Source organism: Bradyrhizobium sp. ISRA464 (assembly GCF_029910095.1).
GTDB lineage: Bacteria > Pseudomonadota > Alphaproteobacteria > Rhizobiales > Xanthobacteraceae > Bradyrhizobium.
The window spans coordinates 6,382,168-6,395,953 of record NZ_CP094526.1; the positions used below are offsets into that span (position 1 = coordinate 6,382,168).

Annotated in this window: 7 protein-coding genes and 2 pseudogenes; 2 read left to right on the forward strand and 7 right to left on the reverse strand. The window is 59.1% G+C overall.

Going from position 1 to position 13,786, the window contains the following annotated elements; all coding sequences use genetic code 11:
• Nucleotides 1-282: 282 nt before the first annotated feature.
• Nucleotides 283-1,878, forward strand: coding sequence for a carbohydrate porin (locus MTX19_RS29840; RefSeq protein WP_280973112.1), 1,596 nt, complete (start codon nucleotides 283-285; stop codon nucleotides 1,876-1,878).
• A 202-nt stretch (nucleotides 1,879-2,080) separates the two neighbouring features.
• Here MTX19_RS29840 and MTX19_RS29845 read toward each other — a convergent pair.
• From MTX19_RS29845 to MTX19_RS29870, 6 genes and pseudogenes are all read right to left on the reverse strand, one after another.
• Nucleotides 2,081-3,707: pseudogene (locus MTX19_RS29845) on the reverse strand (IS66 family transposase).
• Nucleotides 3,708-3,781: 74 nt separating this feature from the next.
• A complete protein-coding gene (gene tnpB, locus MTX19_RS29850; RefSeq protein WP_280973113.1) occupies nucleotides 3,782-4,126 on the reverse strand; it encodes an IS66 family insertion sequence element accessory protein TnpB in 345 nt (114 codons plus the stop codon).
• A pseudogene (locus tag MTX19_RS29855) lies at nucleotides 4,123-4,425 on the reverse strand (transposase); the annotation flags it as partial. The pseudogene MTX19_RS29855 and the gene tnpB, both read right to left, overlap by 4 nt.
• A gap of 406 nt (nucleotides 4,426-4,831) precedes the next feature.
• On the reverse strand, nucleotides 4,832-5,941 hold the full coding sequence (locus MTX19_RS29860; protein WP_280984913.1) for a 3-oxoacyl-[acyl-carrier-protein] synthase III C-terminal domain-containing protein: 1,110 nt from the start codon (nucleotides 5,939-5,941) through the stop codon (nucleotides 4,832-4,834).
• 947 nt (nucleotides 5,942-6,888) lie between these two features.
• Complete coding sequence (locus MTX19_RS29865) at nucleotides 6,889-8,502, reverse strand: acyltransferase (RefSeq protein ID WP_280973115.1); 1,614 nt, start codon at nucleotides 8,500-8,502, stop codon at nucleotides 6,889-6,891.
• Nucleotides 8,503-9,324: 822 nt separating this feature from the next.
• The gene (locus MTX19_RS29870) at nucleotides 9,325-11,592 is read right to left on the reverse strand and encodes a hypothetical protein (RefSeq protein ID WP_280973116.1); all 2,268 of its coding nucleotides are present in this window, start codon (nucleotides 11,590-11,592) and stop codon (nucleotides 9,325-9,327) included.
• A 645-nt stretch (nucleotides 11,593-12,237) separates the two neighbouring features.
• Here MTX19_RS29870 and MTX19_RS29875 point away from each other — a divergent pair.
• On the forward strand, nucleotides 12,238-12,513 hold the full coding sequence (locus MTX19_RS29875) for a hypothetical protein (protein WP_280973117.1): 276 nt from the start codon (nucleotides 12,238-12,240) through the stop codon (nucleotides 12,511-12,513).
• Nucleotides 12,514-12,748: 235 nt separating this feature from the next.
• Here MTX19_RS29875 and MTX19_RS29880 read toward each other — a convergent pair whose 3' ends face one another.
• Nucleotides 12,749-13,477, reverse strand: coding sequence for a sulfite exporter TauE/SafE family protein (locus MTX19_RS29880; RefSeq protein WP_280973118.1), 729 nt, complete (start codon nucleotides 13,475-13,477; stop codon nucleotides 12,749-12,751).
• Nucleotides 13,478-13,786: the final 309 nt, after the last annotated feature.

The following is a 13,786-nucleotide window of genomic DNA, read 5'->3' on the forward strand; positions in this document are numbered from 1 at the left end:
GGCGACTGGCATATGTTCGAAGGAGAGGTCTTTGACGAGATATGTTTAGGGCCAGCACTGCGGAACGCGCCGCATGCGCGCCAACGAGTCGTCATCGTGTACTCGCCTTGCCTGCCATGACGTAACGGCCTGCGATCTAGCTCGGGGGATGGCTGAGCTGCGGCTCGCTGGTCGGCCAAGTGCTGTCAAATCCCGACTGCCCTCAGTCACCGGGCAGCTCAACAACCAGTCGAGCCGCAGCGCAATTCATTCAAGACCAGCAGTACAGACGCGGAGTTCACGATGCATGATCGCCTGTTCGTGGCTATATCGATTTTGATGTATCCGGCTGCGGCAGCCGTACTCGAGCGTCGATCGACTCCGATACAGCGAGCGCATGTTGTCGCATTGTCTGTGGCAGCAAGTCTGCTTCCTAGTCCCGCGCTGGCACAAAGCGTCAACGTGCTCAACCCAGGAACAGACATTCTGCATGAAGCTAGCAAAAGACAAGCTCAAACGGCGTCGAATCCGGCGACGACGCCCCGACGCCGCCAGCTGAACCAGGCACCGCGTCCAATCGGCAGCTTAGCGCTGGCACCGACCACCAGTATGCTTGCCGCAAAGCGCGACGGCGCGCATGACGTTGCTTTGAAGAGAACTCAAAAGCAGATCGATCCGTTCGCAAAATTCGAGAACCTTCGTGAAAAAGGCATGTGGCTCAATATACCCGGTCCCGCTGATACGATAGATCAGGATACTGGCGGCGTTAGATCCGCGCTAGCCGACCTCGGGATCGGTTACGCCGGCTGGACGCTCAACGCCATTGTCGACAATCAACTTCCAAATGCGGCTCGAAGCACCATCGCCAATCAGCTCTACATGGGCCAGAATCCGACGTTCTACAGCGCAAATATCGTGACCGTAACCTACGATCTCAGCCGCTTTGGAATTTCAGATGGCCAGATTGTCGTGGGCGCCGAGCAGCAATACTGGACATGGGAGCGGCCAGGCCCGGATCGACTGGGACTCAATACGCTGGCCTACTATCAGACCTTTTTCGACAGGAAACTCGAACTCAAGCTCGGTTATCTCAGGAATCAAAATGAGTTCGCAGGTGCAGTGACCGGAGCGATTACGGGCGCGACCCTTTTTCTCCTGTACCAGGCCGGCATGAGCAACAATGCCGCGCCAAGGCCTGCCGTCAACCTGAAGTACAATTTTGACGATCGCTTGTATGACAAAGTCTCGATCCAACGCTCGCTCAATCCGGACGGTCAATATGCGGAAATAACCGAGAACCCGACGGGCTTAAACTGGAGCACGGCCAACGCCGGCGTTCTTCTCATCGATGAAATTGGCTACAAGACCAAAGCTGCTCCTGGCATACCCGATACTTGGCTGCGGGCAGGCTTTGGCTTCAACAATAGTCATTACAGGAACGTCGTGGACCCGGCTCGACCAAGGGCAAACGACAATCATTTCTATTATGTCGCTGCCGACAGACAGCTCTGGCAAAGTGATGCCCGGAGTGCACCATCTCATGGCATCTATGGTGGTTTCTCGGTCATGGGCGCTCCGCCCGACGTGAATAGGCTCAGCCAGTATTACGAGCTTCGCCTTTATGCGAGGGGACTGTTTGATAGCAGGCCGACTGATCAGATTGCTCTTGTTGCCACCAACATGGTCTGGAGCAAGTTTGCAGTGGATGCCGCCTTGACCAAACAGCAACTTGCGCATCGCGACACTACGGCGATCTCGGCAACATATACCGCGCATCTGGCACCAGGTATCTATGCAAGCGTCGGTCTGACATACATTCATACCCCGACAAGCATCACGCACGCGGTAGAAACAGGACATGCCCTGAATCTCCTGGTATCGACATCTATATTCTTCTAACGGCCCGTCTGAAATGCGAAATACCTTCCCTACAGGGACCCATGACCTGCGTCATCTCGAATATCTCGCCTGCAAGGCAGGCCAATCAGGGCTCGACGCGCATCTGCCGGCTTTCGACCAATTTGTGGTAGGGCCGGCCCCCTCGAACGCGAATGCGCTGCGGATGGGTGTTGCAGCAGCGTAAGCGCGAAGCTGAGGCCGTTCATGCTTTGAAGTGCCAGGGCATGAGAGCATCGATCTGAGAGATCGGCCAGCCCTGCGCGATCCGTTCGAGAGTTTGCGTGAGCCAGGCGTACGGATCGACATCGTTCATCTTCGCGGTCTGCAGAAGCGTGGCGATGGTCGCCCAGGTCCGGCCGCCGCCATGGCTACCCGCAAAGAGCGCATTTTTTCTTGTAATGGTTTGCGGCCGGATTGCCCGCTCGACGGTGTTGGAGTCGATCTCGATACGGCCGTCGCTTAGAAAGCGCTCGAGGGCGGCGCGTCTGGATGTGGCGTAGCGGATCGCCTCGGCGAGTTTGGATTTGCCCGACAGGCGCGGCAGCCCCTTGTCCCACAGATCGAAGAGCGCCGCGACGATCGCGGCGGACTTTTTCCTGGCGCGCTTTCACTCGCGTGTCAGGATCGAGGCCGCGGATTTCCGCTTCGATCGCCCACAGCTCCGCCATAGTCGTGACAGTCTGCGTCGCCAGGGGCGAGCTCTCATTGACGTGCAGCTCGTAGAATCGTCTCCTGACATGCGCGAAGCAAGCCGCAAGTCGCACGCCCTCATTGGCACCCGCTGACCTGACGAGCCGATTGTAGGCGGCATAGCCATCGACCTGCAGGATGCCGGCAAAGCCCGCCGGATGCCGCTCGACGCATTCGCCGCCGCGACTGTCCTCAAAGCGATAAGCCACCATCGGTGGACCGATGCCGCCAAATGGCCGATCGTCGCGCGCATAGGCCCACAACCAGGCCTTTTGCGTCTTGCCGGATCTGGGAGCGAGCGTTGGCAGGGTCGTCTCGTCGGCGAAGATCCGTTCGCCCTGCTTGATCTTCTCAAGCACATAGTCGGCCAGCGGCTGCAATTCAAAACCGACCTTGCCCATCCATTGCGCCATCAACGACCGGTCGAGATCGACGCCGTCACGCGCGTAGATCGCTTCCTGCCGGTAGAGCGGTAGCCCGTCGGCATATTTGGCCACCGCGATCTGGGCGAGAAGGGCTTCGGTCGGAAGGCCGCTCTCGATCAGATGCGCGGGGGCCGGAGCCTGAGCCACGCCATCGCGGTTGCGATACGCGTATTTCGGGCGGCGCGTGACGATCACGCGGAACTTCGCCGGCGTCACGTCCAGCCGCCTCGACACATCCTCGCCGATCAGGACTTTCTCCAACCCTTCACACCCAGGGGGCACCTCGGGCTCGACAACGATCTCCACCCGCTCCAGATGCGCGCCGAACTCCTTGCGCGGCCGCGGCGCGCGTTTCGATTTGTCCCGGCCGCCCGCCTTGGCCAGTTCGGCTTCAATGGCCGCCACGCCGGTGGCGATCTCGTCAAATACGAAGGCGATCTGCTCATCGCTCGGCGTGTCGCTACGCAAGCGTTCCGAGCGCGTGCCGTAAAGCGTGCGCTCCAACATCTTCACGATCGCCGTCAGCTCCACGATCCGCCCGTCGGCCGCCTGATTGACCGCGGCAAGATCGGCGTTGGCTGCCGTCAGTGTTGCAATCTCAGAGGCGATGCGGCTGTTTTCGGCCTCGATCACCGCCCGCTCTTCCGCCAAAGCGAGGATCAGCGCATGGGCTTCGGCAAGGGTCGTCGGAAGCTCTGCAACGGGCGTCGTCATCGCCGCCATCACAGCAGAGTCGCCGCCAATCTCCCAAACCTTTCAGCCGCCCTGATTCAATTCGCCGCAGCTTGTCAGCCCACCGATTCCGGGCGCTTCACAACCACCGGACGGACCTTCGTCCAGTCCAGCCCGTCGATCAGCGCGAGCAATTGCGCATGGTTCAGCTGCACCCGGGTCGGCGCAATCCTCGGCCAGCAGAACTTTGTTTCCTCAAGCGTCTTGGCAAAAAGGCAAACCCCAGTTCCATCAAACCACACGATCTTGATTTTGTCCGCTCGTTTCGAGCGGAAGACGTGGAGCGCCCCTGAGAACGGATCGATGCCACCATCCCGCACCAGCGCCATCAGCCCCATCGCTCCCTTGCGGAAGTCGACTGGCGTGCTGGCTACGTGAACCTGAACACCCGCCGGGATCATGCCTGCCGAACCGTCCGGATCACGGCGGCAAGCCGCTCTACCTCCACCTCTCCGCCAATGCGCACCACAACATCGCCGACGACAATTTCCACCATTTCGCCCGCCACGGCTTCAAACCGCGCGAACTTGACCGCTTGCGCTCGCGCCCCAGACGCCGGCGCAACCAGCCCCGAGGCCAGCGCCTTGCGTCGCCACGCAAACAACTGCGATGGATCGAGCCCGTGGGAGCGCGCGATCGCCGAAACGTTCGCTCCCGGTGCAAACGTTTCGCCGACGATCCGTTCCTTCTCCTCCCGCGACCAAGTGCGGTAGCTCCGCCCAGGACTGACCGAAAGCCGCTCAGCTGTAGCCGTGATAACTTCGAAATTCTTGCTATCAGACATATGTTCGCTCTCATGAACTCCTGGGACAAATCACCAGGAGATTCTCCGACAATCGAACATCATCCGCTACGTGGGGTGACCTACGCGCTTACGCAGCAGCGGCCGCCGACAATGACTTGACAGGATGCTGGTATCACGACCGTTGGGCGGTCGACTGCGTACCGTCTGATGTCCCGTTGCGGCAAACGCCATCCTTGATGGACTGATTCACAATTGGTCGGTGATTGCTGTTGCTCCGTTTGCTGCAACGCCATCGCGGCGCTACCGGCCAAAGTGAAGGGCATCTTGGCCGGAGCTCAACATATCTTGTGCTGCCGAGCTGCTACTGCCGTCCGGCTCCTTCGTCCTCAGCCCATTTCAGTAGCGACAGTTCGGCCGAGAACCCTGGTCCGAACGCAGCCAGGATTCCGTATGATCCTGGCGCCTGCTCCGCATGCGCGAGCACGTGATCTAAAACGAACAATACGGTTGCGCTCGACATATTTCCATGACGTCGAAGGGTCTCATAACTGGACATGAATTCATTAGACGGCCTACCCAGGCTCTGCTCAAAAACCTCCAAGACTCTCCTGCCGCCTGGATGAAAGATCAAGCTCTTCACCTGATCAAGATGGATGCCATCCTCCCCTAGCAACGACCGCAACGCCTTGGGCATCAATTCGCTGATCATTGATGGGATACGCTCTGAGACGACGACTTCAAATCCGGTGTCGCCAAAATGCCAGCCCATCAAAGACGTCGTTTCGGGGTAAAGCAAACTCGTACTTCTCACGATATCCAATTTGCCGACACCGATTTCAGCTGGGCCAATCAGGACCGCGCCAGCGCCATCACCAAAGAGGCTCGCAGCGACAACGTTCTTCGGTGTGAGATCATTCGGCTGGAATGTCAGCGATGTCAGTTCGACAGCCACAAGAAGAACACGTTCGTTCGCCGCGCGGCAGATCGCTCCTGCCAAACTCACCCCGGATGCGCCCCCCGCGCATCCGAGGCCAAAGACGGGCGTCCGTTTTACATCCGTTCGTAATCCTGCCTTCAAGATCAGATCCACATCGAGACTGGGGGTCGCTATCCCGCTCGTTGAAATGAATATGACCCTATCGACTTGCTCGGGCTTTATGCCGGCGCTGTCGAGACAGCGCACTGTCGCTTCGTACGCGAGCTGCTTTGCCCACTCCAAATATATTTGATTTGTTTCACTTATCCGATGCTCGCGGAGAAGCCATTCGGGGGCAACACAAAGGAAACGCTGATCGACTAACGCGTGGTCGAATACGCTGAGATACCTCTTAAGCGCCTGTACCCTGGACCCGAAGTGGCCCCCCGCCAGTTGCTTGGCGTCGCTCTGCGAAAGTCGGAATGGCGGTAGCGCCGTCCCAACAGCCAAAATTCTGGACATCGGTTCCTCTGTTTGCTGTGCGGAAGGCTTGATCCAATGCCAGGATCAGTATGTCACGACGTCCGCGCCATTTCGGTGGACGTTGGCACGGAGCAAACCAATGTCGATGTCCCTGCAGAGGCCATTCCCGCGAGAGCTCACGGACGACCAAGGCCCATCTCGTCGCCGAATGGGCCTCCTGTCGCATGATGGCATGCCATGGCAAGCGGTGCAGCGAAGCCCTCACCTCCAGATCGGCGGCGGAGGCGGGAGTGGCCAGCGCGATGAAAGCCACGGCGCCCAGCAAGACCTTTTTCATTCTTGAGCCCAATTCCGGTGCGACTTCCTTCACGATTTATGGAGCAGGATTGCCATGCGTCGGTCTGCTCCATCAATTGCCAAGGTTGGTAGTTGGCCGGCAAGGTTGTTAGCTCGCCTCGTGACGGCTCCGGCCTATACTACGCGCGGAAAGGTTGCTCTGGTGGTCGAAGCCGATGTTCACATAGCGCAATTGCGGCTGGCTTCTTGACCTTGGAAAACAGATCATGGCGACGTACTGGGAACGAGACATGATCCAACATCTCGATGATCGGGCGTCGATGTGAGGACTGTGGCGTCCATTGTCGCCCGAGGCCCGAGATCGGCAAAGTCCGGGCGCTTGATGATGGGCCCTGGCTAGGTAGACAACCCAGCCGCGGGGCAGTTGAAGGTTCGGCACCGGCTCACAATCAGCATCGTCGGGGCCTCAACCGGTGTCGGTGCTCCCGGATCAGTCAATGCCACCATTGATGTCCGACTGCCCGACAAAGGGTACCAGCGCGGGTTGCTCGGCATGGCGGCCACTTATCCGCATCGATGTCTTCAGATCAATCAGCGTCCCAATTCTCGTAACGGCGCCGGCGGATGGCGCCGACCGTCCAGTTTACGATCTGCGGCGAAAGTCTGACCGTGCGATCCTCTGCTAAAGGGCCTGCGCAGCGCTCCGGCGGAAAAGCGCGAGCTTAATGGTCGCAAGAGATCTGCAGCGCCGAGCCCAGCTCGGCCCCGGCAGGAATCGAGCCAGAGCGGATCGATCGATCACCCCTGCAGATCCAGGCTGCCGTGAACTCCTTCGCACAGTCTGGAGCCGGATCTCCAATATCCTCCATTCTTGTCCGGAATGTGCACTCGTTCTTGCCATTACAGGCCGCGGCAAGCGCGCGCGTGGCGTTGCCGCGCGCTGACATCCAGCGGCAATTACCGCCATAAGTGCCAGCGACAACTGAAATACCCGGCTGTGTGACGGCGTATGCGGTTGCACCTTGGACTGCATACACAACGGCAGCGGCGGCAAGGGTGACAAAGCCTGCACCGCACAATCGAATCACGGACCTGCGCTGCTGAGCGGTGGCGTCTTGAAAGCATCCTCGAATCAGCCTTCGTGCAGGCACCTCAAAACTGAAATGCAGCAGGACGGCGACGCAAACAGCCAGCGTGAAAGCCAATGCGAGCGCCCCGAGATGGGCGAACAGTTCGCTGCTCGTCTGCCAATGCACGACGGGAAAGCGCTTGTAGATGATGAAGTGAACAAGATACAGGCCAAAGCTCGCTTCTCCGAGGAAGACAAGCCATCTTGCCGACAACAACCGTCCTGCACTGCTGACGGGATGAGCGGCTGCAACAAGGATCAACGCAACCGGCGCCGTCAGGGCGACGTTGCAGCGCGCGATATCGAACAGGGTGAGTTGCAAGCCAAATGGCGATTTATGAGCAGTAAACCAGAACACCGAGGTTACCGCGACGACACCAATCGCTGCGACGATGTCAAGGAGAACTCGAGATGGTCTCAAATTCTGAGCCAGGCACAGCTCGTGAAGTTTAGCCAAAGAGCAGCCGAGAAAAAACTCCCATACCCTGCAGAAGGGCGAGAAGTAAACGAGCCAAAGGATGGGGCTGTTGTTCCAATTCGGCAGAGCCGTCTCCGTCCCATAGGTATGAAGCGCAAACAGATTGATATGGTTCTGAAAAGTCAATATCGCAACGTCGATTCCCAGTTCGATTGTGACCGCCCCGATTGCGCACAGGATTGCATCAGGCACGGTTCTGATGCGCGAAAGTAACGGGCAAACGATCGGAAAGGCGAGATAGAAGAACCATTCGGTGCTGACCGACCAACTGACTGTTCCGATCGACTCATACTGCCAGATCGGCGCGACACCAGCGACGTTTGCGAAGAACCAGCTTTGGAGCATTGCGAGTTGAAACGGCACAATGTGCCACGAAAATCCCTCTGCCGGTCCCGGCGTTCCGAGAAGCCAGCGCCAGGCCATCGGTCCGGTCAGCAGTTCAACAAGGAAAAGAACGACAAAGAGTGGATAGATTCGCGCTATGCGCGCCACCAGGAAGTCCGGTATCGCTTTCCGCGGACTGTCGGCAATCGTGGTGCCGTAGTTGTATTGGATAACAAAACCACTCAATACGAAGAAGACCGACATTCCAAGCAGGCCAAGCGTCCCGATACTGATATCGAGTGTCAGGTTGGCGCCCTCCAGGAACAGGCTGCCGCCGTGAGACAATGCCACGCTTGCTGCGGCGATAAATCGGATGCCGGTCAATGCGGGTATCTGTTTCGCCATCGATGTCCTTCGCCGGTCGCGGCAGCGTGTACCAACCCTGGTGGCCGAGTAAACGAAACGCAGTCTGCCAGGGGTCCAGACTCATCAAATCTACCGCACGACAGCGACGGAGACGCAAACAGAGCGAGAGAAGAAAACGGAGGCGAGCCCGCTCACGCGAGCTTGTCCGATCGAGTGGCCGATCCGCCCAAGTCGCTCGACCGGTTGAACGCGCCCTGCGCAGCCTATAGAGGAGTTCGTTGAATCTGCACCTCTGCTTTCTGGTAGGATGGTTCGGAAAAGGCTGGTCTGTTTCTCGTACTCGACAATTTCTTGCGCAAGCCACCCTCTTTTCGTGACCGTGAAAGGCGACACGTTCGGTGAACCGCGTGGGCCTCGATTTGATCGTCGTCTGCAAGGACGATGACATCGTCGAAACAACCAAAGCGAGAGTCGAGCATCGGCAACATCCTGCGGCACGAGTATCAGCGAGCCGATAGCCAGATTGTCTGGAAGGCGGTGAAGGACGATCTGCCCGCTCAAGGAAGCCCTCCTGGAAATGAAAGCTGCCCTGGAGGAGGATGAGTAGCATCAAGGTTAACTCAGCACGGATGGTGGTCCATCTTGACATCTATCTCTTGCTCAAGCGCGAGACCTCAACTCGCGATCACCGCAGGATTGTGCCAAAGGCCGGCTCGACGCGTGGCGAACCTCCAAGAGCTGCTCCCGTGCGCTGTTGACGATATCCTGAAGCGATCGCGATCCCGTGCTAGGGCCTGACTAGAACGCCGCTCGCGTGAGCTGCGCCAGCGATCCTGTGAGGTTGCAGGCCAGGCGGATTCTTCAGCCAGGTTCAGGGCGAATGCGAACGCGCCGGCGGCCGCCTGTTTCCTCCAATTCGCCTCTATAGGGCACGCCGCGAATGTTGAAATACGTTGGGTTCTCGGCGTCCGGCATCAGGTTCTGGCCCTCCAGTGCGCTGACAAGGAAAGACGGAAGGTAGCGTTCGCGGTGCTGCCATCCTCCGTGAATGAGATAACCAAGATCCACGACGCCTTCGCGCGATGGCCCAGCGTCGCTTACCTGCGGCGGCTGATGGCGCTGCCGCGATGGCCCGGCTGACTGATTGATCTGCCGGGTGCCAGGATAGTGGATGAGACGAACGTCCCTGCGTCCTCCCGGTCCGAACGTAGCCGAGTAGCGCTCACCGTTGATCGCAAACTGGCTTGGCCCGTATTGGTTCGGCAGCAGATTGATATTGCCCAGTACGTCGATCAGGACGTCTGAGGCCGGTTGTGAGCCGTGCTGCCAGTCCTCGCCAACGATAGTTCCGATGTCCCGTAGTTCCTGCGGTGTCCCTGATGGTCCAGCAACCGACGGCGGTCCAGCGAACCGAGGCGCAGGCACGGACTGGGCATCGTCACGCAGTTCATACGGCGTGGGCGGATCCAGATTAACCAATTGATCGAGACTGCCGTAGATGTCTGACGACGGGCGCCTCACAGATGATGGTGAGGCGGCTTCGTGCATCTGTTGCCCGAGCCAATCCCAAGCTCCCGTGCTCGGCGTGGCTGGGGTCGCCGGAAGCCCGTGTGACAAACTGGGCTGCCGGTCCCGTGGCGGCGCTGGCAATGCTGACGTGGATCCATGGATCTGCTCGCTGAGCCAGTCCCAGGCTCCCGCGCTCGGGGTGGCCGGCGTTGTGGGAAGGCCCTGCGACAAGCTGCCTTGAGGGCCGCGTTGCGGTGTGGACGACGATGATGAGGGTCCATGGATCTGCTCCCCGAGCCAATTCCAGGCTCCCGCGCTTGGGGTAGCTGGCGTTGCCGGCAATTCCAGCGGCGCCGATCGCTGCGCACCTTCCCTGGCGAACGGGGGCGCACCCGCGGCAGGAGACAGCCCGAGCGCTCTATTCGCGTCGAGGACTTGTTGGTATTGGCCAAGCCTCATCAAATCAGGGCCAATTTTAGTCTCCTGTGTTTCACGCTTGTAGTCCTCGACGTCACCAGAAAGCCCGTCGGTGAAGAGCCGGCCAGCGATGGGCTCCAGGTTTCGGGCTTGCAGCCACTCGCTCAGCCTGTAAAGGCGACGAACCTGCCTGTCGACGGTCTTCGGCTCGATCCTGTGCGTCGCCTTTTCCGCCGCAGCCCACATGTCGATAAGCGTTGCGTCTGCAGGATAGGGATTCAGTCGGCGAACATCGGCCGATAGGGCCCGTCCGGCGCCAACCTCACGAAGTTTTTTCAAGGCCGCCTTGATCCGCCTGCCGCGGTCATTTGCATAGGTGTCCACATCCTGATCGAGCTCGGCTTCCAGCTGATGGTTGTCCACCTCCGGATTTTCCAATTGCGCGTTTTCCAACTCACGGCGAATCCGGTCTGCTATTGATGGCCTGCCGTTCATGCTCAGGCGCGCGCTCAAATGACGCAGATCTGCGGCCGCATTTTTGATGGTGCCGTCGCTGAGATTGCCTCCCGCTTTGTTTCTGAAATCCTGCATGAGCGCCTCGTCCGCCGCAGGGACAGGGCCACCGCGCGCCCGGCCGGGCTGCCTGGCGTAATCCACGCGAAACGTTGGAAGGGCCTCTTGCTGCATCGTGGCGCCGGACGAGCCTTCACTGCGACCTCCTCCGAACGCCTTTCCGACCCCTGACTTGATGCGCGACCACAGTCCGCGGCCTTTGCTGCTCTTAGATTGAATCGCAGGCTCTGCATCTGGCAAGGTGTAGCGCGCGCTGCTGAACACGTTATCGCGCAAATTGGAGCGCGGCAGCTGGGCCGCACTTCCAGGACGAGGGCGGGGAACGTCCACGCTGTGGCGCGCGCTACTGAATAACTCGTCCCTGAGCTGGGGATACGGCGGCATCCGCATCGAACCGCCGAGGCCAGCGTGCTGGTGCTGTGCAGTCCGCTCTGCGGGGCTTTCATCAGGCGAAGCTGAGCTGGCTGAACTCCGATCAGGTGAACTGAGTTGCAAACTCTCCATCTGCTGCTCAAAGCCGCCTTGCTGGCTCGCGTTGCCCGATTGCTGCCCCGCCCGCTGCCGTTCCTGCCTGGCAGCGTATTCCTGTATCCAGGCTTCTGAATTGAAAAATGGGTCGATTGGATCCATCCTGCTCTCCTCTTGACGGTGTAGGTGCTGCGCAATCTGGACTTACACTTCGGCCTGGAGTGCCAGCGAGCAGCGTTTTCAGTCAGAGCTAGATTGTGCTTTTTGCAGGAGCTAGCTTTCGAGAAGCTGACGAGTGTAGGGAGCCGCAAGTCGGAAACGGCGATCGCGCCCGCGTCTTCGAAGGAGCCGCCAATAACTGGCGCGAGCCCGCAATGGCTGCCTGAGCGCGTCGCACGGTCCACCGGCAGCGGTTAGATCGCCGGAGGTTTGTTAACGCCGACCCGCCAGCGAGCGCTTGTCGACATTCATGTCCCACGCGGCAGGCTCGGCCGCAGCATCGGGCGTCATGCGCTAAGCGAGCTCGTGTCGACGGAATTTTCGAGACCAAAGGTGACGCGGCGCGCCGATCATTGCAAAGACCGTTCTACAGATTCCAACTGGAGAGCGCCGCGCCTTAGATGGCGAGTACGAACAGGATAGCTTCCCTATCGGTTATCATAACCGGCATGCCTATTGTGATTCGGGCGCACCGGCGCAATCGCACGGACAACGACAGAACGATGACGACTGCCGGCTAACAACTGCCGAGCTATGAGGACGTTAGATATCCCCGACCTTCTCAAATACGACGTGTACTGGGCTCCCTTGGACGACAAGGGCCTGGACGCTACCATCAGCAAAATCGTCCGGCCAATCGAGCGCGATGCTCCATCTGCTGCCCGCAGGTACCTGAGCGTCGGTTACAAGCGTGCCACCGGTCGGCGCATAAAGATCAACAGTGCCCTGCAAGCGGCCGCCCTGCTCCGTAAAGGTGCCTGTATAGCGCAGGTTTCCGACATCGATCCCGACGATCTTGCCATTACCAACATAAACGGCACCGCCACCCCTTCCGCCCTTTCCAACAAAGTGTGCATCGCGTAAAGCGCACTCATGGCGAAAGCCCTCTTAAATCAAGCCTCTCCATAGAAGCGCCGTCGAATTGATCGCCAAACACAACAATTGCGAGATTGGCGCAACGCGGGTGCCATCCCAAACGTCTCATCGATCTCGAAGTCGGAGTTCCCTCAATCGCCGATACCCTCGAATCGACATTGCGCTCTGCCGAGAGCAACACGCAACTGGTTCGAAAGCGGCCGCGGACAAGCCAAGCCGAACGTCAGGACCGCAACAACAATCTCACGCCTGCAAAAAGCAAAATCGTTGCCAGAACATATCGAGTGGTCCAATTCGACATCCAGCGCAGCCCAATGAAGGTTCCCAGCACTGCGCCAAATACCGCACCGATCGCATAGAACGCGACCTCGGAATTCACCGATTGGCCGGACACCAGCACTCCAGCCAGTGCGAGCACCGAATTGACAAGGATGAACGGAGGAGAGAGTCCAGCTGCCTGTCTCGGCGAGACCCAACCAAGCGCCAGGATCAATGGGATCAGAAAGACACCACCACCTATCCCCGTCAAGCCGGAGAGCAGCCCCGTGGCAGCACCGACCGACGCGGCATGAGCGGGCCACACCTGGCGGTGCCTGGTGCCGTCAAGTCCAGGCTTGAGCAACATCAGGATGGAGGCAGCGATCAGCAGAACGCCGGTCATGACACAGTACAGCGACCCGTCAAGCGCCAACCATCCGCCGACAAAGGCGGTCAACATCGATGGGATTGCGAGCTGCCAAAGCAGCTGCCACTCAATCTTTTTGTGCTGATGCAACACGAAAGTCGCATAGCCGGCGGCAAGCACGTTTAAAACAAGCGCCGTCGGACGCATCTGCTCGGCCGGAAGCCCTGCGAAGGCCATGACAGCGAGAAACGCTGTCCCCCCGACCAGGCCGGTGGACGCGTACAACAGCGAGACAACGCCTATCAACAGCGCGGCGAACAGGGTCAATTCGATTGTCCGTGGGCAGCAGGACTCGAACATGGCCGAACGGGACCCGACAGGCGCTTTACCCACATTCGCTCATTTCGATCTAGCAAACAGAGCGCGTGACTAACATATTTATCCGCCACTGCGACCTCCTCTTGCGCAAGCCCTGCTCAACAAAGTGAAATCACGGCCGAACATGACCATGCTTGCGAACATCTCCCACTGCATCATTTGCTCTACCTGCAATGGTTGGGCCATGCCGCGATAGATGACGACGCGATCATGATCAAGGACACGCGTGTCCTTCTCCCGAAGAGCGGCCATGACGTC